The sequence below is a fragment of the Enterococcus gallinarum genome (assembly GCF_021496385.1).
GTDB classification, from domain to species: domain Bacteria; phylum Bacillota; class Bacilli; order Lactobacillales; family Enterococcaceae; genus Enterococcus_D; species Enterococcus_D gallinarum.
The window spans coordinates 2,937,122-2,961,255 of the sequence record NZ_CP050816.1; the positions used below are offsets into that span (position 1 = coordinate 2,937,122).

General features: G+C 38.6%; 19 protein-coding genes and 1 riboswitch. Of the genes, 2 read left to right on the plus strand and 17 right to left on the minus strand.

Features of this window, described 5'->3' with window-relative positions; genetic code table 11:
• Positions 1 to 5: 5 nt before the first annotated feature.
• Positions 6 to 608 carry a short chain dehydrogenase gene (locus HED61_RS14310; RefSeq protein WP_060814500.1) on the minus strand — a complete coding sequence of 201 codons (603 nt, stop codon included), beginning with the start codon at positions 606 to 608 and terminating at the stop codon, positions 6 to 8.
• Positions 609 to 840: 232 nt separating this feature from the next.
• On the opposite strand from HED61_RS14310, the gene HED61_RS14315 reads away from it, so the two are divergent.
• A complete protein-coding gene (locus HED61_RS14315) occupies positions 841 to 1,017 on the plus strand; it encodes a hypothetical protein (protein ID WP_167757172.1) in 177 nt (58 codons plus the stop codon).
• A gap of 104 nt (positions 1,018 to 1,121) precedes the next feature.
• On the opposite strand, the gene HED61_RS14320 is transcribed toward HED61_RS14315, so the two are convergent.
• The 14 genes from HED61_RS14320 to ftcD form a co-directional block, all read right to left on the minus strand.
• Positions 1,122 to 2,870 (minus strand): ABC transporter ATP-binding protein, encoded by a 1,749-nt coding sequence (locus HED61_RS14320; protein WP_103301014.1) that lies wholly within the window; start codon positions 2,868 to 2,870, stop codon positions 1,122 to 1,124.
• Entirely contained in the window at positions 2,854 to 4,608 is a 1,755-nt protein-coding gene (locus tag HED61_RS14325) for an ABC transporter ATP-binding protein (RefSeq protein ID WP_176332976.1), read from the minus strand. Before HED61_RS14325 ends, HED61_RS14320 begins: the two co-directional genes overlap by 17 nt.
• A gap of 213 nt (positions 4,609 to 4,821) precedes the next feature.
• The gene (locus tag HED61_RS14330; protein WP_219645170.1) at positions 4,822 to 5,088 is read right to left on the minus strand and encodes a hypothetical protein; all 267 of its coding nucleotides are present in this window, start codon (positions 5,086 to 5,088) and stop codon (positions 4,822 to 4,824) included.
• A 192-nt stretch (positions 5,089 to 5,280) separates the two neighbouring features.
• Positions 5,281 to 5,742, minus strand: a complete 462-nt coding sequence (locus HED61_RS14335) for a single-stranded DNA-binding protein (protein ID WP_003125737.1) — start codon at positions 5,740 to 5,742, stop codon at positions 5,281 to 5,283.
• Positions 5,743 to 5,896: 154 nt separating this feature from the next.
• Positions 5,897 to 7,258: a WD40/YVTN/BNR-like repeat-containing protein gene (locus HED61_RS14340; RefSeq protein WP_219645169.1), complete on the minus strand. Its 1,362-nt coding sequence runs from the start codon at positions 7,256 to 7,258 to the stop codon at positions 5,897 to 5,899.
• 285 nt (positions 7,259 to 7,543) lie between these two features.
• A complete protein-coding gene (locus HED61_RS14345) occupies positions 7,544 to 8,893 on the minus strand; it encodes a bifunctional folylpolyglutamate synthase/dihydrofolate synthase (protein ID WP_369915089.1) in 1,350 nt (449 codons plus the stop codon).
• A 23-nt stretch (positions 8,894 to 8,916) separates the two neighbouring features.
• The gene (locus HED61_RS14350; RefSeq protein ID WP_029486503.1) at positions 8,917 to 9,438 is read right to left on the minus strand and encodes a folate family ECF transporter S component; all 522 of its coding nucleotides are present in this window, start codon (positions 9,436 to 9,438) and stop codon (positions 8,917 to 8,919) included.
• A gap of 42 nt (positions 9,439 to 9,480) precedes the next feature.
• Positions 9,481 to 9,578, minus strand: a riboswitch (THF riboswitch).
• The gene (locus HED61_RS14355) at positions 9,562 to 10,164 is read right to left on the minus strand and encodes a HutD family protein (protein ID WP_138371116.1); all 603 of its coding nucleotides are present in this window, start codon (positions 10,162 to 10,164) and stop codon (positions 9,562 to 9,564) included. It overlaps the preceding riboswitch by 17 nt.
• A gap of 9 nt (positions 10,165 to 10,173) precedes the next feature.
• Positions 10,174 to 11,049 (minus strand): YitT family protein, encoded by an 876-nt coding sequence (locus HED61_RS14360; protein WP_003125730.1) that lies wholly within the window; start codon positions 11,047 to 11,049, stop codon positions 10,174 to 10,176.
• Positions 11,050 to 11,131: 82 nt separating this feature from the next.
• The gene (hutH, locus tag HED61_RS14365) at positions 11,132 to 12,664 is read right to left on the minus strand and encodes a histidine ammonia-lyase (protein WP_003125729.1); all 1,533 of its coding nucleotides are present in this window, start codon (positions 12,662 to 12,664) and stop codon (positions 11,132 to 11,134) included.
• 109 nt (positions 12,665 to 12,773) lie between these two features.
• Complete coding sequence (locus HED61_RS14370; protein WP_003125727.1) at positions 12,774 to 14,141, minus strand: APC family permease; 1,368 nt, start codon at positions 14,139 to 14,141, stop codon at positions 12,774 to 12,776.
• A 128-nt stretch (positions 14,142 to 14,269) separates the two neighbouring features.
• Positions 14,270 to 15,937, minus strand: coding sequence for a formate--tetrahydrofolate ligase (locus tag HED61_RS14375; RefSeq protein WP_034704066.1), 1,668 nt, complete (start codon positions 15,935 to 15,937; stop codon positions 14,270 to 14,272).
• Positions 15,938 to 15,974: 37 nt separating this feature from the next.
• Entirely contained in the window at positions 15,975 to 16,601 is a 627-nt protein-coding gene (locus HED61_RS14380; protein ID WP_003125724.1) for a cyclodeaminase/cyclohydrolase family protein, read from the minus strand.
• A gap of 13 nt (positions 16,602 to 16,614) precedes the next feature.
• On the minus strand, positions 16,615 to 17,514 hold the full coding sequence (gene ftcD, locus HED61_RS14385) for a glutamate formimidoyltransferase (RefSeq protein ID WP_003125723.1): 900 nt from the start codon (positions 17,512 to 17,514) through the stop codon (positions 16,615 to 16,617).
• A gap of 587 nt (positions 17,515 to 18,101) precedes the next feature.
• Here ftcD and glmL point away from each other — a divergent pair.
• On the plus strand, positions 18,102 to 19,496 hold the full coding sequence (gene glmL / locus HED61_RS14390) for a methylaspartate mutase accessory protein GlmL (protein WP_081131571.1): 1,395 nt from the start codon (positions 18,102 to 18,104) through the stop codon (positions 19,494 to 19,496).
• Between the two features lie 130 nt (positions 19,497 to 19,626).
• Here the strand turns inward: glmL and HED61_RS14395 are convergent, their stop codons facing one another.
• Both HED61_RS14395 and hutI read right to left on the minus strand, forming a co-directional pair.
• Positions 19,627 to 22,677, minus strand: a complete 3,051-nt coding sequence (locus HED61_RS14395) for an AAA family ATPase (RefSeq protein WP_081131572.1) — start codon at positions 22,675 to 22,677, stop codon at positions 19,627 to 19,629.
• 159 nt (positions 22,678 to 22,836) lie between these two features.
• Positions 22,837 to 24,102 (minus strand): imidazolonepropionase, encoded by a 1,266-nt coding sequence (hutI, locus tag HED61_RS14400; protein ID WP_195957852.1) that lies wholly within the window; start codon positions 24,100 to 24,102, stop codon positions 22,837 to 22,839.
• Positions 24,103 to 24,134: the final 32 nt, after the last annotated feature.

Here is a 24,134-nt window from a genome sequence, read left to right on the forward strand (position 1 = left end):
CGGCTTTAATAAACAGTAAAAGTCCGTCCTGTCATGATACCAAAAACTGATTTTTCATAGGCAGCAAAAACTTTTTCATCCGCGACAGGCAGAAAGCCTTGGAATGAGGGAGCATAGGTCTCCCAAGAGCCTGCCAGCGCATTCGGACTGACCGCATTGATACGAATGCCACGACCAATTTCTAACGCCGCTGAAGCAACAAAAGCACCGATTGCGCCATTCACCAATGCCGAAGAAGTACCCATCGGAATAAACTCGTCTTGAATGATGCCTGAGGTCAACGTGATACTGCCGCCCTCCGTTAAATAATGCTGTCCGATCAACACTAGATTGACTTGGCCTTGCAGCTTGCTGTCAATGGAGCGCTGATTTTCTTCCGGTGTCAACTCCGCAAAAGGTTTGAAGACGGTACTACCCGCTGCGGAAATAATAGCATCTACAGTACCGATCTCTGCAAACAGCGTCCGAATACTTTCTGGATCAGCAATCTCAACCCGGTAGTCCCCTGCACTTCGACTCGCCGTGATAACCTCAACAGATTTGTCTTGTAAACCAGCCAGCAAAATTTTCCCTAACGTTCCGGTATGTCCCACTAAAAGAACTTTCATCCAATCATCTCATTTCGCTTATTTTTTCTCATTCTACGGCAGATTTTTTCTTTTTACAAACGTTAGCTGTCCTTTTCCTCTTTCCCCTCTTTCTGTGCAGGTAAGTCTTGATTTAAGAGGATAGGATAAAGACAGCTATTGTCAAATTACGAAAAAAGTTTGAATGTTTTGTGAAACGCCTTCCTTGTAAAAGGACTTCTATGGTATAACTCTAAAAAAGAAGGTGAAGCTTATGAAAAAAGAAGAACTTTGTACAAGTAAATTCTATTTAGCGAAAGTAATCGGACAACCTACCTTACAAAAGATCAAGATCATTCGCTTACTGAGCAATACAGCGACTGTCGAACTTTTAGAAGGGGGCAACTACGGCGTAGCCAAACTCAGTGACATCCAGCCATTGACCGATTAGCGGTTAGTAAAGACTGCTCTAAAAAAGCGTCAAGCAAACAAGGAAATTCCTAGGCTTGACGCTTCTTCTATCTTATTAAAAAAGTGAGTCTTATCCTTGATGAATCAAAGTTGCTCTGACTGCATTTGGTACATTTGCTGATAGATTCCCCCAGCTTGTACCAGACTGGCATGATTGCCCCGTTCAACGATTCTACCTTGATCTAAGACTAGGATTTGCTCAGCTTGCTTAATCGTTGATAAGCGGTGAGCGATCATAAAAGTGGTCCGTCCTTTTTGCAAGACTGTCATTGCTTTTTGAATGATTGACTCCGTTTCGGTATCAACGTGACTCGTTGCTTCATCTAGAATCAAGATTTTTGGATCAAATACCAAAGCACGGGCAAAGCTGATCAATTGACGTTCGCCACTGGAAAACTCATTGCCCTTTTCTACGACGGGATGATGGATACCTTTCGGGTAACGCGTCAGCAGGTAACCGGCACCAACTTGTTCTAATGCGGATAGGATCATCTCTTCTGTGATTGACGGATCATTCATACCGATATTGCTGGCAATCGTTCCTGTAAACAGATAGGGATCTTGCATCACGATCGCCATCGAACGACGAACGCTGTGACGGTCAAATGCTTCGATCACTTGATCATCGATCGTGATAGTCCCTGCTTGAGGGTCATAAAAACGGAAGAGTAAGTTCAAGATACTGGATTTCCCAGATCCTGTATGCCCTACTAATGCGACTGTTTCACCTGCAGATACTTGAAAATCAATCTCATGTAAAACAGCTTGCTCTGGGTCATATCCAAAGGTTACTTGATTGAAAGAAACATTTCCTTCTTTGATCGCAATAACTGCTTCTTGCTGTTTTTCAATTGGCTGATCAGCAAACTCGAAGACTCGTTTGCCAGCAGCTAGCGATTGCTGAACATTGGTGATCGTTTGGACCAGACCTTCGATTGGGTCATAGAGTCGATTGATATAATCAATAAAGGCATAAAGCAAACCTGCGGAGATAGCGAGCCGACCATCCAAGAAGAATGCCGATAATGTCGTGATCAGAATCAGGATCGTTGAATTCCGCAAAAGATTGCCCAATCCCCAGGCAATACTCGAATCCAATAACAGATACTTTCGACCTGTCTGAAACCATTTCTCGACGGTTTCATTGAATTCTTTCTGCAGTTGGCCTTCTCTCTGAAAGGCCTGAATAACTGCCATTCCTTGAACAAATTCATTTAACTGACCACTGATTTGAGAAATATATTCCCGCATGGCAATATTATAACGGGAAGCATACTTCGTATAGACATGTTGCCAAATACCCAGAATCGGAATCAGAATAAGCATAGCCAATCCTAGAGTATGATTCAGGAAAAAGAGTGCCAAGAAAGCCCCAATGATTTGAATGATATTGCTCATCAAATTACTGATGACGATCACATAGAAATTGGAGCGCAAAACTTCCGTGTCATTCGTGATTCGCGCGACTACTTTCCCAGCAGGAATCTGATCAAAATAAGAAACGGGCAATTGATGCATATGGTCAAAAAGCTGGTCCCGCATTTTCTTCACAATGCGATTTGACATTTTACGCAGCTGCAGCAAGCTGATATAACGAAAGAGCGAGCCAATCAAATTGATCAGCAAGTAACCCGCTAATAATTGGATCAAGAAAAGGATATTCAAATTCCCTGTCTCAACCGATGGAGTCATGACGCCGTCAATCAATCGTTTGGCAATCAGCGGTGATGTCAATTCCAGTGCAGCACCTAGCAGTAGCAATACTGCACCGATCGAAAATTGTTTTTTGTAATAGCCTACATAAGACAGCAGGCGCTTAATCGTTGAGAACATCTTGATCGTCCTCCTTTAACTGTTGATGATAATATTGCTCTTGGTACCATCCAGGAACTGCGATCAGCTCCTGATGGGTCCCTCTTTGGATAACATGCCCATCTTCCAAAACGATCACTTGATCGGCGTCCGTGATGGCGGATAAGCGGTGGGTCACGATGATCGAAGTCGGTGCATCTGTCATTGCTTTAAGGTTTGCGATGATCGTTTGCTCTGTTTTTGCATCGACAGCTGACAAAGCATCATCCAGCAACAGTACATCACTCCTTCGCAGAAAGGCCCGTGCTAGCGACAAACGTTGCTTTTGACCCCCTGATAAAGAAACTCCCTTTTCACCGACTAATGTTTCAAGACCTTCTGGCATCCGTTTGATGTCTTCAGCGAAACATGCGAGTGATAACGCTTGCCATAAGCGTTCTTCGGATGCTCCTGGATCCCCGAACAATAGGTTTTCGCGAATCGTTCGTGAAAACAACGTATGCTCTTGCGGAACTTCCGCAAAGTGACGACGAATCTCTTCTGTCTGAAAAGCAGTCAAAGGCTGCCCATTGATCATTGGCATTTGATTTGAATACGGGTACCGATGTCCGAACTGACGTAGCAAGGAAGTCTTACCACTACCTGTTTTGCCGACGATCCCCAACACTTCTCCTTTGGTAATAGTCAGATCAACGTCTTGTAAGACAAATCGTTCCGTATTCGGATATTTGAAACTGTACTCAGAGAATTCAATTGTTTGGATCATCGGTACAAGTTGTTGTCCTGTAGATTCTAGCTGATCGCCAGTCTGCAATACTTCATTGATCCGACGCCAAGAAGCAGCCCCTTGCTGCATCACATTTACCAGATCTCCTGCTGAAATCATCGGCCAAACCACCATCGTTAGATAGACTTGGAAAGATACCATCGCACCAATAGTGATTTGTTGATTGGCTACTAGGAAAGCCCCAATCCCGAAACTCATCACAAAACTAATCGCCAAAATGATTGTAATCAGCGGCCCAAAACGGGAATCAATCTCGGAAACGATGTCGTTTTTTTCACGAGTTTCTGTTGTTTTTTGCTGAAATTGCTGCGTCGTTGCTGCTTCTAAGCCGAATGCCCGTACCACTCGGATACCATCGATGATCTCCAACACTTCACTATTCATCTCTGAAACAGAGTTTTGTGCTTCGGTAAAAGCTTTATCTACTTGCGAACCCCATTTGAAAATGTAGTACGCCAAGAGGGGCATAGGAATCAGTGCAATGATTGTCAATACCCAAGAGACTGTAATCGCCATCATGGCAACGATAAAACTCAAATAGAGACTCGTATTCAAGAAAACCATCAACCCATAGCCTACGGTCATTCCCATGACTTGAACATCGTCACTAGAACGAGTCATTAAGTCTCCCGTTCGAAACCGATGATAAAAGGGAGCCCCCATGTTTAAGAAATGCTTCATCAATTGCTGACGCAATTGCTTTTGCAAATCGTATGATCCGATAAATAAATTAAATGTCCAAATAAATTCTGCAATATAGCCTAAAAGTATCGCACCGGCAAACAAGCTGACATAGCGAATCAAAATTGCCATCGTAAAGTCATCTTGAATCAGTGCATCAATGAATAAGCGCAAAATATAGATCGGTGCTACATACATCGCACTGGCAATAACCATAAAAATAAATACGATTGCATAACGCAATTTATGCGCTTTAAAATACGTCGTTAATTGTTGTAAAATATATTTCATTTTCTTCCCTCTCAATCTAAAAAAGTACACAAAAAAGCTCTGCCCTTTCGGAAAAAGGACAGAGCATAACGTCAAAAAATATCGACACTATCTGTGTACTAACGGATTACCGAATAAGGGATTAACTACTATTTTGTTGTTTGCGAATTTTGCTGTAACGTTTTGCATCGTAATCCCTCCTTCTTTTTTTATTTGCTGACTACAAGTAACACTTTACAGATAACTATGAGAATTTGCAAGAATTTTTATTAATTTTTTTTTAAAATGATTGACTTTCTTATAGTCCTTTTCATCACTTAATGATAAAAAAAGACCCTTTATTCTTTTCCCATTCTGTAATAATTCTTCTTGTTCTTTTTTCTCTTTTGTCTTGATAATCCTTAGTCTGTCAAGACAAAGGACGCCATTATTTGGCACAAAAAAAAGTTTTTCATAATCCGCCCACAAAGAAATCTGCTTCCAAAAAAAGACTTCCTGCATGGGAAGTCTTTTCTTAAAAAAGTTTCGTTTTTCAACACTTTGTTCTTTACTATTTTAATAATCGACAAACTATTACTCGTTTGAACAGGCTTATGAAGGTCATTTTCGTCTCTTTTTTGCCGCGCTTTTTTTGAAATAGGATGTCCGATACCAGTTCAGAAGATGAAGAAATGGGGAACATCCTTTTAGGTCTTAAATAAAATGTTCATCCTTCAAAAATTCCAATACTTGATTTTTCAATGTATCCGTATCAGAAGCTTCCTGACGACGATTAGGTGAGACCGCAGGCTGAGCGATCGATTCGACGGTTTCTTGTAGAGATTCTGGCGGCAATTCCAGCAATTGGAAACTATCTACTACAACTTCGGCACCATAGACAGATTGTCCTTCCTTGGTTTCAAAAGGACACATATGCAAATGTCCATTGATTTTAACACTTGCACCTTTCTGGGTATACCGCAAAAAAGTTTCTGCTTGCTTGCCGTTGATAACACAAGCAAACCATTCTGTTTGCAACTGTTCGCTTGTTTGCCACTGTGCAGCGACTGCTAAGTTAAACCGTACACACGTATTATTTGCTGCTGCAGAAGCCAGTTGTTCTCGACTGGGCATCTCATTAATTTTCCCAGTAAGGATCACCTTGTTCGTTGCCACGTTACTCCCTCACTCTACATTTTATTTAGACTCGCACTAATGCAAGATTAGCCATAGTCTATCACAAAAAAAATTTCTTGCAATTCTTTTGAGAACATCTATAGTGATCTTCTACAGTTTTTGTCGCTGACTTTTAAACAAAATTTAATCGAGCTTAGCCTTCATCAGTCGATGAATCTATTTCAGAGACATACGTCCACGTCATGCCATTGTCTTCTGAGGTAAATACACCTTTGACTGTACCACCTTTGTAATCCCCCATGGGACCTTGATTGACCATAACTTTTAACTTTCCATCTTCTAGATAAGGTGCTTCAGCAACCACGAAAACCTTCTTCCATTCATCAGGCATTTCAAAAGCAGCTTCCAGCCATGTGTTTCCTCCGTCTGTCGTCACATAGAGGCTTGGTTCTGTTGGCGTTACTCCGCCGAAACTCATAAAGCCAACATTCTCGTTGAGGTAGCATGCGTCCGTCAAGAGTCGGCTGATTCCCTTAGCCACTTGCTTTTCCTGCCAAGTTTTGCCACCATCTTGGGTCACATATGAGAGATAGCCTTCCTGCCCCATTACGCGGCCACCCGATAAGAAAATGTAACCAAAACCGTCTTGGCCAAATGTCAATTTGCGAAAACGTACAGCTGCTGTCTGCTCTGCCAGAGCAACATTCTTCCACGTATTTCCTTGATTTTCCGTATAAGTATAATAGACATTTTGAGTTGGACTGCCCTCACTAGCATATTCCGTTCGAATAAATCCAGTCCGTTCAGGAGTCAAAATATAGCTGCCAGCGATCAGCGCTTGTTTGTCGCCACTATACTCGCCGCCAAAAAAATCATCTAACGGATAGGGCAGAATGATTTGATGTTTCCAGCTATCATAAGTTAATTTCAATTGACTCTTACCAATTTCTGTTTTATACGCAATCGTCTGATTCGTTTCCTTTGAGGTGGTCATTTGATTGTTCTTATCGGTGATCGCACTTAGATCTCCCGCATCTACATTCGTGATCGCTTTGTCCCCTTGAGCAGTCGTAGCAACCTTAACTTGCCAACAAATATCCCGCACAGAACCGTCATCGGAAACTTTACCCCAATAAGATGTCATTGTCTCACGATTGATGGACTTGGGCCACACAGTAAATTTTACCGTCAGCAGCCCATCTTGATAGGTTGCACCACTCACACTGTAAGAATCGATCCGTACATCTTCTTGCACCTTCACAGAAGAAAAATAGCGCATCAAATCATAAAATAAATTAAATCCTTGTGTATTCGGATCATAGTTAAATTCGCTTTCAAAGGGCAGAAATTGATTAAAATAAGTAACGGGCTGTTCTTTGATAGCGGATTGGTTTACTTGAGAAGTCTCTACAGTTGATGATTTTGAACCACTCGAACTGACCGCTCGTCCTACAGAAAAGCCAATGATGAACCAGATGACTAGCCCAATCACAATCAGTGTCAAACCGACAGCTAACGCTACCCGAATTGCTGCTATTTTTTTATGCTCTTTCACGGGAAAAACCCACCTTTTGTTTTCAATTACTTGAAGTATAATGAAAAGTTTCTTTTCTCACAAGATGCTTTTTCACTTCTTAAGAAATTAAGAAAAGGGTACCTCATTAAATAGTTTTTAGAAAAAATAAAAGCATTCGCAAAAAAGTGACATACTTCAGGCTTTCCAAAGATGGAAAAACTGAAGTATGTCATTTCTAACCATTCTACTGTTTCTTTCATATTTATTCTTATATTGCTTCTCTGGTTTCTTCACACACGTTGATTAATGGATCAGATGATTCCTTCAGATACCTTCTAAACATCTCCTATCATCTAATAAATATGTGCGAACTTGCGATACAAAATATAATGAACCAGTAATAAAAAGAGTATCTTTCGATCCCATTTTAGCAACAATCTCCTTAATACCTTGTTGCCACTCTTGATAATATTTAAATTGGCTATTTTCTCGAACAAGATCTTCTTTTTTCAACGCTTTCGGGTAATCGAATGTGGTTATTATAAGGCAATTATTAGGGATTTGCTGCATCTGTCGGATCATTTTCCTACTATTTTTGGTTGTTAGCGCTGAAAACAAAATATATTTCTTTCCTTGTTGAAATTTTTCTGTAACTGTATCAACAAATTCTTTTATGGCATGTGGATTGTGTGCCCCATCGATAATGATCGTCGGTTGTGAACTGATTTTCTCCATACGACCTGGCCATCGCGCTTTTTCTAAAGCTTTCTGTATGCTCTCTTTTTGTATCGCTTTGTTTTGCTGCTGACAATAAAGCAAAAAAAGTTGAAGGGCAGTTGCTGCATTTTCCACTTGGTATTTTCCACATAAAGGAATTCTAAGATTTAAAAATTGAAAGTCTTCATTTTCGAAGTGAAACATTTCTCCACTTATAGAATCCTTAGGACTATGACTTTCAGGGCTTTGCCTCACATAGTGAACTTGGTAAGAGGTATTTTTCTTAGAGAGTGGCGCATTTTTTTTAGAAGCGACTTCTTCAATTATTTTCACTGCATTTTGCGAAATGTTTCCTGTAACAATAGGTATGTTTTTTTTGATAATGCCAGCTTTTTGCAAGGCAATTTCTTCCTCAGTTTCGCCTAATATATCTGTATGATCTAATCCAATCGTAGTAATAGCAGTTAAAATTGGTATAAAAACATTCGTACTGTCCCATTTCCCCCCGATACCTGCCTCGAAAATTGCGATGTCTGCGTGCTTTTGAAAATAAGAAAAGGCCATTGCAGTCAATATCTCAAATTCTGTTATTCCCTGATAGCGTGTATCCTCATCCATACTATCTACCAGAGGGCGAAATTCATTTGCTAGCTGGACAAATTCTTCTGCGGAGATTGCTTTCCCATTAATCGAAATACGTTCATAAAAACTTTCAATGTACGGCGAAGTAAATGTACCCACTGCTAGCTTCTGCATTTCTAATAAACAACGCAAGTAAGTTACCGTCGAACCTTTTCCATTTGTTCCTGCGATGTGAATCCCGATAGTATTCTTTTCGGGATGACCGCACAGCTTCAGTAGCTCGTTGACTCGTATCAAACCAGGCCGCGATCCAAATTTTTTGCGCGAATGAATCCAGCGTACTGCTTCATCTCCTGTTTTAAACATTCTTATCATCCCCAATAGAATTGTTAGTTCGTTTAGAAAACATTACGAGCGAAGCGTTTCAAAGGAATCGCATGACCAAAGAATACGATCATGGCTGTTTGTACAGGTAGCATGATCACCGCTTTGACGATACGTATTCCCCAAAGTTTCGTATCGGTCAAAGGAATTGCATACATCATCGACAACCAAATTGGTGTCAGACACAAACTGATAATTAATGTATTGCAAAGAACACATAGAAAAGAATTTTTTATTGTAATGGGCTTTTTATAAAAAAAGTAGCCATAAAGCAAACCTGCAATGAATGAATTCAGTGTAAAGCCAATGAAAAAAGGAGCTTTCCCTAAAAGAGTATTCCCGATAATATCAGCAATTGAAGCACCAATTGCTGTCCACCAAGGGCCAAATAAACTAGCCATAACCACTTCTGGAACAAAATCAAAGGTAATTTTCAACAGCTGGGTTTCAAACCCTAATACTTGAGACAAAACGACCATTAATCCAATCAGTAATCCCATTGTTGCGATAATATGTGCGTCGATTTTTTTCTTCATTCTTAGCATCTCCTTTAATAGAGCTGCTACACAATTAATTTATGCAGCGAATGCAAAGATAGAATCGTGAAATTTGTTTCTTCGTCTAAAAGGCAACATCCCATCCTTATAGCACTTAACGCTCTATCTTCTACTCTGTTTTTTTATTTTTGTCAAAACAGCAATCCTGTTGTTTGAAAGATTCTGTTTCTCTGATGAACTAGATTCCACTTGTATAAATGTTTCATCTTTTATAACCAGCATTTCATTTTTTTGCAACATTTGTCGCTGTGTTCTATCGCCCAGAAGCACTATTGAAAGATTCTCCAATGCATAAATGACAGCAATAGTCTGCGGTTTAATAAAATGCATCTCATTTCCTTTAAGCGCCTGAACAAAGACGTCGTAATCGTCTTTAAAAATAACATTAAAATCTTGACACTCACCCTGACACGTTGTTTTTAATTTACCATCGAAATGGTGGGGCTCAAAAGCATTTAGGCTAATCCAAGAACCTAATTGCCCTAATCTAACTGGATTATCCAAAGACATAAGGATTCGTTGATAACCAGTAAAGTCAGAAAATTCCACGGTATTCATAGTCACTGTCGCAGTTGAGAGACGGAAATCAAAATCTCGTTTAGCTAAGCTACTTGAATCAGGTTCCACTAACAGTTCTGTAGTCTGTCCTCCAGACCACTTTGTGGACAAGTAATCTTCACATGTTTTCTTCTCGATTGTTCCCACACTTCTTCCTTAAACAATATCTAATTCTTCAAATTGACTCAAAATTTTAATATCTTGTGCCACACTGACAAAAGCCTTTTGATCAACATCTTTCATGATTTGATCCAAAATTTCCATTTCGTAAGTAGTAATAACCAAAATCAGAATCGTTTGAGTTTCTTGATTATATGCGCCTAGTGCATATGGAATGATCGTGATTCCACGACTTAATTTTTCTTGCAGAGCTGGGATAACTTCATTCGGCTTTTGCGTAATAATCGTCACCTGAACTTTTTTATGTTTGACATACACTAGATCTGTAACTTTTCCACTTATAAAAATGGATAAAACACTATAAAAAGCATAGGGCCAGCCAAATAAATAACCGGCTACCAATACAATGACTCCATTCAAAACAATCGAAATCACGCCAATGCTTCGACCGGTGATTTGTCTGATTGTAAGAATGAGCGCATCCATACCACCAGTTGAAAGTCCATATTTTAATGCCAGCCCCAAAGAAAAGCCATTGATTGTTCCCCCAAAAATGGCGCAAATAATCGGATCTGTAGTTAGCTCAGTACTTGGGACGATGTGGATGGCAAATGATGCAACCGTTACACAAATAACCGTATAGATGACAAACTTGCGATTAATTTTGAACCATGCAAGCATAAACATTGGAACATTCAGGAGATAATATATAACTGAAATAGGGACTTCAATATGGCTTTTAGCAAGACCAGTCGCAATGATTTGTGCGATCCCAGTTAAACCGCCGGCATAAATATTCCCTGGCTGCCAAAAAAGATTCAGCGCCAAGGAATATAAAAAGGCATAAATAAGAATCACTGTTAATTTTGTAACCACCTCTTGCCAGATATCTATTCTTTTAAAACGTGACATAATCCTCTTTCCTTTTCTTAAAATAAAAGGAAGACATCGCTTCCTCTGATATCGGTCAATCGGCACAAATCACGTCATACCTTTAAAACTGCAGATCCAATGTCACTTGTTTCTCAATTTCTTTTAAGAAATCTCTATCTTCTAAAACGGTAGTTGCTTTGTTTAATTCATCATACATTTCGATGTCTTTATCATGCTCAATAAAGTTTACTTGTCGACGAAATGCAAGATAAGCTGCTTTTGTGCCTTTGCCAAGTCCTGACTGATATCCTTTGATGTCTAATGCTTGGCAAGCCGCCATGATTTCAGTTGCAACGACCCGCCGAGAATTTTTGACGATTTCTAGAGCTGTTCGGGCAGCAGTTGTACCCATGCTAACAAAGTCTTCTTGGTTTTCACAGGATGGTATTGAATCTACACTAGCTGGGTGTGCCAAGATTTTATTTTCTGAAACCAGAGATGCACATGCATATTGTGTGATCATAAAACCAGAGTTCAACCCCGGATGTTTCACCAAGAACGAAGGAAGATTACTTAATTGGTGATTCACCAATCGTTCTACTCTTCGTTCAGATACATTGCCAATCTCAGCGGCAGCAATACCCAAAAAATCAAATGGTTGCGCCAAAGGTTCTCCATGAAAATTCCCTCCGGAAATCACTTCACCATTTCTAGAAATGATTGGATTATCAGTAACTGAATTAATCTCAATTTCTACTTTTTCTTTTACATATGCAATCGAATCTTTACTAGCACCATGAATTTGCGGCATACAACGTAATGTGTAAGGATCTTGAACATGATCTGGTGTCGCTTCCGTAATATATTTACTATCTTCAATTAAACGACGAATATTACGAGCGGTTGCTAATTGCCCACTTTGCGGGCGAATCGTATGAAGGTCTTCTTTAAAAGGACTAGAAATTCCGTCATGAACTTCCAATGAGAGTGCTCCTGCAACATCTGAAAGTTTTAATAACTGAATAGCATCATACGTTGCCAATGCCCCAACCGCGTTCAAAACTGTTGTCCCGTTGATAAAAGCTAATCCTTCTTTGGCACTTAATTGAATCATTTTCAATCCTGCTTTTTCCATTGCTTCTTTCCCAGAATACAACGTGCCCTTATAATAAGCCTTACCTAAACCTAGTAATGGTAAAACCATATGAGCTAATGGGGCTAGATCACCGGATGCTCCTAATGAGCCTTTCTCTGGAATGTAGGGATGGACACCTACGTTCAACATCGCTAACAATGCTTCTACAGTGCTTAAACGAATACCAGAATAGCCTTTAATCAACGAATTAATTCGAATCAGCATAATAGCTCGTACAATATCTTCCGAAAATGGCTCGCCGTAACCAGCAGAATGAGTACGAATCAAATTTTCTTGTAATTGCACAGTGTCTTCTTTTGAAATACTGACATTACAAAGAGAACCAAATCCAGTATTGACTCCATAAACAACGCGACGTTCCTCTACAATTTTATCAACAATCCTGCGCGACTCTTTCACTGCTTCTTTGGCACTTTCGGCTATTACACATTGACGATGGTTGCGTGCTACAGCCACTACGTCTTCTAAAGTTAGGCTAGCACCATCCAAAATAATCATTTCTTGACTAGGAATGGTATTCTGAGCTTCTTCTTTTATCAACATTTTCATCGTTTTATTCCCCACTTTTCTAATAAATTCCTTCCAAGTATCAGTTTCCACAAGTTTTCTAATTTACTTGCTTCGATTTATTATTGTTTAAGAGTAGATACAAAATGCTTGCTACTATAACTCCAATAACTCCAGCTATTAAATTGATCGGATTGGCCGCAGCGACCATCCAAATACTAACAACTATGGAGATAATTGGAATGACTGGACCAAACGGCAGCCGGAAAGCAGGCACATTTTCCATGTCTTTTTTTCTCAACCAAATAACTGCCAATGCAGTCGGAATGTACTGGAAGAAACGAAAGACTACGGACAGTTCCGCTAATTGTTCAAATGATCCGCTTAGTAGAAAAGCTATGGTTAGTAAACCAGAAAAAATAATAGCAACGATAGGTGCATTTTTATTATTTTTTTTAGCAATCACCTTAGGTAACAATCCTTCATCCGCGATTGAAGCTCCATATCGCGGAATCATCAGAGAATCTCCCATATTCAAGCCAGCAATTGAAATCAAGGCCCCGATTGAAATAATCCATTTCCCAGCTGGTCCAATCATTTCAACAAAAGCATCTTGAACTGGCGCATTGCTTTGTAAAATTCCCGTTCCAAGCATGGCAATCGTTCCCGCAATAATCATAAAATAAAGCAGCGAAACAATACTTATGGATCCAATAATCGCTTTTGGCACATTTTTTTTGGCATTCCGCATTTCTCCAGCTACTACAGGTAAAGCTTCAAAACCAATAAAAGCATAAAAGACAGTGAGTGACGTTGAGGCCATGGCTTTAGATAAAGTCATGTCAGGATTCAATTGTAGAAACGGTGTAAAGTTTCCTTGATTGATTCCATTTTTGATGAAAAAAACTGCAATCAGTGTGAAGGCAATAATTGGAATCAATTTAGCTATTGTAATAACAATCGTAAAAATTTTTGAAGTCTTAATCCCCATACTATTAATCACAGATAAGAAAATAACCAAACAAATGCTAATCAATGTATTCTGTCCTTCTAACGCTGGAAAAGTTTGGATCAGAAGTTTCGCAAAACCTGCAGCCATTGCAGCCCACGCAATAATCGTCACAAACCACCCCAGAACACCAACATTAAATCCAATAAAATCGCCAAATGCTGTTTTCGAATATTGGAAAGCTCCGCCATTCTTATTGAAGTAACCCGCAACTTCGGCGAAGCAAACGGCCAACATCAAAACCAAGACCGCATCTAAAACCATTGCAACAAGAGAAGCAGGACCTAAATCTTGGTAAATGGTTCGGGGCAAAAGAAAAATTCCTGAACCAATTACTGCATTGATTCCGTATAGCGTCGCACCACCAAAGCTAAATTTTGCATTCTCATTTTTCGCTAGCTCTGCGGAGTCAATGTCTTTAATATCCGTTATCTCTGAAACCTCGACATCTTTTTGCATACTATTTCACCTCTTCTTTTTTTATTGTAAAACGTTTTCAATTACACGTTTTATTCTAGTAAGCAGTTCATGTTAGCTATTTTACAAGGAGAGTTCCCTCCACCTCCTTGTAAAATAGCTTTCAACTGCTAGAATAATCCGGTTATATTTCCTTTTTCATCAATATCAATTCTTTCAGCTGCTGGAGATTTTGGTAATCCCGGCATCGTCATAACAGCTCCTGTCAACGCAACAATAAATCCTGCCCCGGCAGATACTTTGAGATTACGGATCATCACAGTAAAATCTTTTGGCGCTCCAAGTAGTGACGCATCATCTGAAAATGAGTATTGGGTTTTTGCCATACAAATTGGATAATTACCAAATCCAAGACGTTCCAATTCCTTTAATTCTTTTTTCGCACTTGGTGCCAATTCTACGCCTGCCCCACCGTATACTTTTTGGACGATTTTATTTAGTTTTTCTTCAATTGAATCATCCAAATCATAGACATAGCTAAAATGATTTGGCTCTTCTGCTAGTGCAACTACTTTTTCCGCCAGCTCTTTACCGCCAGCACTTCCTTTCCCCCAAACATCAGATAGAACAACTGCAACGTCCATTTCTTTACAAGCTTTCTCTACCGCAGCTAATTCTGCATCTGTATCTGTTGGAAATTTGTTAATAGCTACAACAACTGGCATCCCGTATACTTCTTTAATATTCTCTAAGTGTTTAGACAAGTTAGGTATTCCAGCAAATACTGCATCGACATTTTCTATTCCTAAATCGCTTTTCTTCACGCCACCGTGCATTTTTAACGCACGAATCGTTGCTACCAAAACAACCGCATCTGGTCGTAGATTAGCTAAACGACATTTGATATCTATAAATTTCTCAGCTCCCAAGTCAGCGCCAAAGCCGGCCTCTGTCACTGCATAATCGGCATACTTTAGCGCAAGTTTCGTTGCCAATACGCTGTTGCATCCATGTGCGATATTTGCAAATGGACCTCCGTGAATAAAAGCAGGGGCATGCTCCAATGTCTGTACAATATTTGGCTGAATTGCCTCTTTTAATAGGGCGGCCATTGCCCCTTCTGCTTTCAAATCCCCAGCAGTTACCGGCTCCCCATCGTAATTATATGCAACGATGATTTTTCTCAGCTTATTTTTTAAGTCAGCAATATCGTTAGCTAAGCATAGAATGGCCATAATTTCTGATGCAACTGTAATGTCATACCCATCCTCACGTGGCACGCCATTTACTCGTCCTTGAAGACCATTTACAATGTGACGCAATTGGCGATCATTCATATCTACCACACGTTTCCAAGTAATTCTGCGAGAATCAATTTGGAGAAGGTTCCCCTGATGAATATGATTATCTAATAGTGCCGCTAATAAATTATTGGCGGCACTAATTGCATGAAAATCACCGGTAAAATGTAAGTTGATGTCCTCCATTGGGACTACTTGAGCATGTCCACCACCAGCAGCACCACCTTTCACACCAAATACAGGACCTAATGAAGGCTCGCGTAATGCAATCACTGCTTTTTTCCCAATGGCTGTCAATGCATCGACGAGACCTACTGAAGTAGTGGTCTTTCCTTCTCCAGCAGGTGTAGGCGTAATTGCGGTCACTAGAATGAGCTTGCCATCCTCGTTGTCATCCAATGACTCAATATTATTGATCTTTGCTTTATATTTTCCATAAAGAGACAGATTTTCTTTAGCAATACCAATTGATTCAGCAATTTCTTCAATCGGCTTCATCACAACAGAATTTGCAATTTCAATATCTGATAAGACCATGTCCATAAACTTCCTTTCTATCTACCAATCTAAATGATTACAGCGATTCAAGTATTTGTTGATAGGTTGCATCAGCAATTTTGCTGCCTTCCTCAACTAGCGATTCCCCGGCTTTGCGGTATTGGCGAACAAACATTTCGTCTTTGATGCTTGCAAGGTTAATCAATACATTCAACCACGCACCTTGTAAAGCTGCCTTTAAATTCAAAGCAGCTACTCCCAAATCACTAGCAGCATTGGTATTTGATTTGCCAACCGCAGCCTGTGTGACTTTTAACGCATCCACAATTTTTTCCATCATAGAAAAAGGTGTAACAGCTGCTCCTTTTAAAGCACTCTGCATTGCTTCTCGGCGGGCTTTTTTTTCTTCTTCGGTTGTTTTTGGAAGTCCAAAAACAGCTGACACTTGATTAAAAGCTTCTGTATCTTCATCAATTGCCCTGAGTAAACCCTCTTGCAAAGATTTAGCTTTTTTTTGCAGTAATTCAATTTCGTCTTCGAACTCTGCATATTTTTTTTTGCCAATCGTGAGTTCTGTCACCATCTTTGTCAAAGCAATTCCCTGTGCGGCAGCTAATGCTGAAGCAGATCCCCCACCTGGTGCCGGTGTATCCGAACCTAAAACAGCAATGAAATCGTTTATTTGCATCTCAACGAGTTTCATGACAATCCCCCTATCAATTCAATAAATGATTTTCGAAAACTTGCTTATTATAATTGAACTCTTCAATCTGTAAATAATATTCAGCACAATCAATCAAGGCTTTTGCTGGCGTTAATCCGATTACTTCACTGCCAATAACCGACACACCATAACGTTTTGCTTCAAAGCGAATCGTTTCAAACACACGATACAGTGGTGTTTTCTCGAAGTTCACCATATTCATAGATACTTGAGCAATATTACGATCTTCAAGCATGACACCAATACCCTTGCAGTATTTCCATCCTCCAGAGGATCCGCGAACAATTTTAGCGATTTTATTGGCAATCTCAATATTATCTGTATCCAAATTCACATTGAATGCAACTAAAGGCATTCTGGCACCCACTGCTGTGACACCAGCGGTTGGATGAATTTTGCGTTCGCCATAATCTGGTTGCCATTCTTCTTCCAAAAGTTTTTCTGGCATTTTCTCAAATTGTCCTTTGCGGATCTTCGCTAAATTTTTACGTACGGGTGTAGTGGCTGAATCTTCATATAGAAAAATGGGAATCTGTAATTCTTCATTGATTCGTTGAGCTACTTTCTTAGAAATAGCAATGCACTCTTCCATGGTGACATCTTTGATCGGCACAAAAGGAACCACATCTGTTGCCCCCATACGAGGATGTTCTCCTTGATGCTTCGTCATATCAATATTTTCACTTGCAAACTTCACTAATTGAAATACTACTTCTTGGATTCCTTCTTCATCACCAACGAGTGTAAAAACACTACGATTATGAGATGTGTCAGAAGAATGATCCAACAATGTGACACCTTTAACATTCTTAGCGATCTCCACCAACCCATCAATAACCTTTTGATTTCTTCCATCACTGAAGTTCGGAATACATTCAATTAATTTTGTCATGGTCTATTGCTCCTTGTTTTTATTTTGAACTTTAGGTACGGCATAAATTTGTTCTTACTACATTAAAAAAATCTATGAATAGCGTTATTTTTATTTCCACACCTCCTAATATACCAGTTTGTTTGTTACCGCTTTCATTCACCGAAATCAGCTTAACACTCTTTCAAATCGGTTGCAAACTCCGTAAAAAAAAGCTTTTCATAATTTTTTCATAATTAAAATTCTGTTTTTTTTTGGAAAATCCGCCTAATTGTCTTCCGCATTTTTTTGTCTTTTATTTTATTTGACCTTTTTTTGACTTTCTTTTTTAAACTGAAGGTAACCTATCGTTGCGCATTGAATAAAAAACAAGACAGACTTTATTTAATCTTTTTGATTTCTTTTACAAAGTACTTTTTTTGCTTGAATAGGTACACTCATAAACAAAAATTTGTAATCAACACATAAAAAATCTTCAAGTTTTATTTTTGACGTTTAATAGTCGGTGCCCTTCGTTTTTTATACATAAACATTAGAAAAAAATAATTATTATGCCGATAATTCTTTTGAACTTTTGGAAAATTATCAGCAAATAAAGAGGTGGAAACATGAAGAAAATTGTTTTGTTGATTGATTTTGGCAGCACATATACAAAATTAACTCTGGTCGATCCTAGCGCCATGGAAGTCCTTCATACAGCTCAGATTCCCACAAGTAGTCAAGAAGGGTTACAGTTGTGCTATACAGAAGGGAAAAAAGCATTACTTCAAACGTTAAAATTTTCTGATCAAGTAAAGATAGAAGAATATTTCTGTTCTTCCGCATGGGGAGGCTTTAAAATGATTGCCATTGGTTTAACTGAGAGTTTGACATTAGAAGCGGCGAAAAGAGCGGCTCTGGGGGCAGGCAGTCGTATTCTTCAAACTTTTTGTTATCGTTTGACACTGGACCAGCTTGAGGAAATAGAACAACAAAAGCCAGATGTTGTTTTGTTGACAGGAGGGTGTAATGGTGGAAATCAAGAAATCATCCGTCACAATGCCCGTCTTCTTGCTCAACTTTCTACAGAGATTGCATTGATTGTAGCTGGCAACGAAGACAGCTATGGAGAATTATCTAAGCTCTTGCAAGATCGAAATAATACTTACTTTACCGAAAACGTGATGCCTGATGTTAATAAGCTGAATCCTATTCCGGTTAGAAAAATTGCCCAAAAAGTTTTCTTAGAAAAAATTGTTCATTCAAAAGGGATCCATCAAGTTGCAGCTCACGCAAGTGCCCCCATCATCCCCACCCCTAAAGCTGTATTAGCTGCAGCCAAGCTATTAAAAGAAGGGACACAAGCTTCGAAAGGTTTTGGGAATTTAGTCGTTGTTGACATTGGGGGAGCGACAACAGATATTCATTCTGTTGGAGATGGTTTACCCCAAGCAGAAAATGTTTACTTTGAAGGATTGGAAGAACCCTATTTGAAGCGTACCGTAGAAGGTGATCTCGGTATGCGTTCTTCTGCAGTAAGCTTGCTAAGGTGCATTGTAGAAGATTCCAATCGAATCAGGGCATTGTCTTCTTGGAAATTTACGACCCTTCAAGCTGCTTGCTATTATAGATGTAGTCATCCAACATATGTACCAAAGACACGAGAAGAATGCCTAATTGATCAATTTTTAGCTCAATCGGCAACGGCTATCGCTTTAGAGAGACATGCTGGAAAGATAAGAAAAGAATATACGCCAAATCGTACAATCTACTACCAGCATGGAAAAGATCTTCGAAATTTCCAAACAATCATTGGTACTGGTGGCGTTATCATTCATAGTCAATCTCCTAAAAAAATAGTTAAACCTGACATCAAGGGCATGTCTAATACTTTGCTACCAGTAGATCCGCAAATTCTTATTGACCAAGACTACCTTTTATCTGCAATGGGACTTTTAAGTCAAAACTATCCCGAAGCAGCATTGAACATTCTAAAGAAGAAACTTTATCGACTCAACCCTTAGTTGTGAAAAGAAGCTGTGACAAAAGTTTTGTCACAGCTTCTTCTGAATAAGCGGTTAGTAATAGCTTTTTCGGAAATTCCTTCTCATTTCTTGAAACTGATCACATCTGTCACAGCCTCAGATATCAATCTTATAGATTTACATGAAAGAATTCTTTTAAAACTTGCAACTCATAGCGGTCTCGATATTGACTAAGGTTGTCCATTGCTTTTGTCAAATAGTACGATAAATCTTCTTCAACCAAATGATTTAATTGTAGATTTGCATGCCTCTCATTTAGACACTTTTCTTTTACCAGTGCTTTGATAAAATAAACGAGACCACTATCACGCGGATTAGCTAGTTGATTTTGGTAACAGCTTGTCTTTTCAATAAACTCTATCACTTTTCCATAATCTTTTTTGTGAAGGTAAATTAATGTTAAATAAGCATTTAACTGAACCCTTTTCCATAATGAAGTAGTAACTTCAAAATATTCATTTGCCTTGAGAAAATAGGTTTCCGCTTGATCATAATCTTTTTTTGCATACAGTGTAATTCCCATATCAACATAAAAAATAGCCAAGCTCGTCACCAAATTATTTCCTTCACACAAATTGATGGCTTTTTGTTGCAGTTTGATAGACTGCTCATAGTTAGACCGCAAACGCTGGATTTCTGCTAGATAATCATACGCGGCAGCAATATTGCTGTTATACTTTTCGTCAAAACGGTTGGCAATATTAAAAATTGTAATCGATTCTTGGATGTACGATTCTGCTTGATCCAAATCACCGATCATCAGATGATACAAACCTTTCAATCGCAATAAAATACCGATAGATTCGTTGTTATTGGCAGTAATTGCTACATCCATTGCCAAATCGATATAATGTGCCATGTCCGTCGCATTATCAGTTTGAATATAGTAATAAATCATTTGACGATACCCTCGCAATAAATAGGTTGTTAGATGAAAGTCTTTCGCTTTTACGATTACTCGCTGAATGTTTTCAATTCCTCGATTATAGTCCCCGGAATTGATGAAAAAGCGACCTTCTAGATAAAGAAATCTGACGAGCAACAACTGATAAGTACTATCTTCTGCATACTGTCCTTCAATTTCCTTAAGTCTTGCACCTATCTCTTTGAATTTTTCTAATTCATTTGGGTCTTCTCTTCTGACCGATTCATGTGATGCCAAATGTTCTTGATGATAGATTGGAAAGAGTTCATGTTGAATACGTAAAAATAATTGATGATGAGAAAGTTCATAATCTAAGGACTTAAGTTCTTGATGCGCCTGACGATAGTGATACCCGATTGCTGCCAATAATTCGCTATCGTTTTTTGCTTCATTTAACTTTTGCTCTAATAAAACAGCAATTTTTTCATGTATCACACGTAATTTCATATCTGATTGTTGTGCATAAATAAATTGTTTCATCTTATTATGTTTAAAACTAAAGCATACTTCATCGAGATAAATATTCTCATTGATCAATCCTTGCTTGATTAAATTATCGAGCGCTTTATAAACCTCTGCTTTTTGACCATCGACTAACTCAATTAGTACACTCATAAATGCTAATTTCTGAAAGAAAGAAATCAAGTCAATCAATTCCACTTCTACAGGCAATAAGTTTACAAACTGTAGACTAAGCTTATCCTTTATGTTTTGCGTTAATCTTTCCAATGTGTTGCTCTCTTCCAATTGATTTAAGTACTCACTAATGTACAGAGGAACACCTTCTGATTCTCTCATAATAAAATCTATTGTAGATGTTTGGAACGTATGATTAGGCAATTGTTTCTCACAAAAAGCCCTGACCTCAAAATCTTGAAATGGAAGTAATTTCAATGTGATAATTTTTTCATAGCGGCGAACGCTTACGATAAAGTCTTGTATTTCCTTGCGAAAGCTTGATTGCAATGTCATGATAAAAATGATATCCCGATGGGGGTTATGCAGAATTAAACTCGTTAATAGCCTAATACTGGTTCGATCCATCCATTGTAAGTTTTCAATAAAAATGACAACAGGAGTTATTTTCCCCAACTGTTGCAAAGCTTCCGATATGCATTGTGCCAAAAAATTTAACTCAACAGAATCAATGGACCGAAGTACGCGTTGTGCTATTAAATCATTAAAAAATGGAAATTGTTGACTAAATGTTTGTTGCCATTGACTAACTTCAGCTAGCTTTTCTCTTTGCAATAAATGGATGATCTGTTGCAGTAGTTCACGCCATGGACGCAAGCAATGCTCTTGTTCCGTTTTATAACAAGTCACTTTGAATAGCTCATAAGGATATTGAATATTTTCTATGACTAATTGACACAGTGAAGACTTTCCCACACCTAAATCTCCGGTAACTAAGACCGATTGAAATGGCTTTTTTTGTTTTAAATTCGCCAAATTCAACTCCAAGCGCTCCACTTCATTGGATCGTCCATAAAAGTGATTCGCGCGTTTTTTTTGACTTACTCGCTGTTTTTGATTGGCAATCTGTAATGTTCTTTGATAGAGCTGTTTTGTTTCTTCACTTGGTTCAATTCCTAATTCATCTCTAAGTGTCTCTGCCAATTCATAATAGGTTTCAATTGCTTTCCCATTGCGATGATTTTCAATATAAAATTGCATCAATAATTGATAATTGCGCTCATCAAATTCATCAATTGCAATTAATTTTCTGATATTTTTTTCTACATCGGCTACGGCATGAAATGAAATGTCTTCTGCAACCTTTTGATAGCAGCATTCTATAAATTGATGTTCATAGAGATTACGCATCTTAGTCAACCATGCATCAAACAGATCGGAATCTTTCAAATAAAATCCTTTTAAAAATTCATCCCGATAGTCTTCCAGATGAGCATAAGCATCCTTTTCAAAACGATACGTATCACTCTCAATGATTAAATCAGAATTAAACGTCAAAATAGATTTATTCGGTGAAACAATAAATTCCCCTCCCAACGAGCGATTTGCTTGATAAATTGTATTTCGCAAATTCTTCTTGGCACTTTTTTCATCTTTACTAGGCCATAAAATACCTGCTATTTCATCCCGACTAATTTGTTTGTTGATCACCATGTAATACAGCAAAGCATTGATTTTTGAAAAAGAAAAAATTTTTATGTTCCCATCCACTTTTATTGTTGGTGTTCCTAATAATTTAAACGACAATGTATGCTCCATCACTGCTCCTTCTTTCAGTTTTACTAATCTTTATTTTAAAACAACCAACCTAATAAAGATACCGCTTACAACACTGTCCATTATAACCTTCTAAACCTTTTATAAGAAAAACTCTCTAACTCTATCACTAGAATTGGAGAGTTCTCTGCAAAAAGATTTCTAACTATGCTGACGTTGCGAGACGACAAGATCTCCAGCCTTATATACATGTGTAACCAAATTAGTTGCAAAAAAATACAATGGAAAATCGATATTCGGTGCATCAAAAATAGTAATATCTGCCGATTTTCCTTTGTCTAGGCTTCCTACGCTCTTTGATCGACAAATAGAATACGCAGCATTAATCGTAACCGCATTAAAGACTTGAATTGGAGTAAGCTTTTGCATAAAGCAACCTAACTGCATAATAAACTGTAAATTTGCTGTTGGACAACTTCCAGGGTTACTATCTGTCGTTAATGTAATTGCCATACCCTTGTCGATCATTTTTCTTGCTGGTGCATACGTGTTTTCCATTAAGCTAAAGGTGGTTCCAGGCAGCAAATTCCCGATAACTTTGGCTTCGCTCAACTTTCTGATTCCTTCGTCAGTTATCATCATTAAGTGTTCAGCACTAACTGCACCTAACTGTGCAGCAATATCTACTCCCCCAATCGATGCAATTTCATCCGCGTGTATACGTAATTTAAATCCCATTTCTTTTGCGGCTTTTAACAATCGATAAGATTCTTCGGCAGAGAAAACCCCTTCTTCACAAAACACATCACAAAATTCTGCTAGTTTTTCTGCTTTTACTTTTGGGAGCATTTCATCAATGATTAAATCAATAAACTCATTAGAACGTCCCTGATACTCTGCTGGAATCGCATGAGCTCCCATAAAAGTAGAAACAATATCGATTGCATGCTCGTTATTCAATTTTTTTGCAACTTCCAATTGTTTTTTTTCTGTTTCCCAATTCAATCCATAGCCGCTTTTAGCCTCTACTGTTGTCACACCATGCATCAGCATTTTATCCAGCAGATCTGCAGATTTATTATACAGCGTATCAAATGAAGCTTGTCTAGTCGCATTCATTGTACTTAAAATCCCACCACCATCAGCTAAAATCTCTAAGTAAGGCACACCATTTAATTTCTTGGCAAACTCATGCTCTCGGCTACCACCATATACGAGGTGTGTGTGACAATCAATTAATCCAGGTGTCGCTAGTTTCCCTGTGTAATCAATAATTTCCGTATGTTTATCAACCAAATCATTGTTTGGCTGTCCTTCCCCTACGCGCAAAATCTTTCCATCCTTGATAGCGATATAGCCTCCGTTGATGATTATCGCTTCACTCATCTGCTTTCCTCTCAATGGTGCACCCTGATCAATCGGACAAAAAATTTGACTAAAATTGTTTAAAATTTTTTCTGCTTTCATTATTCCTACTCCTCTACAAATTATTCATATTC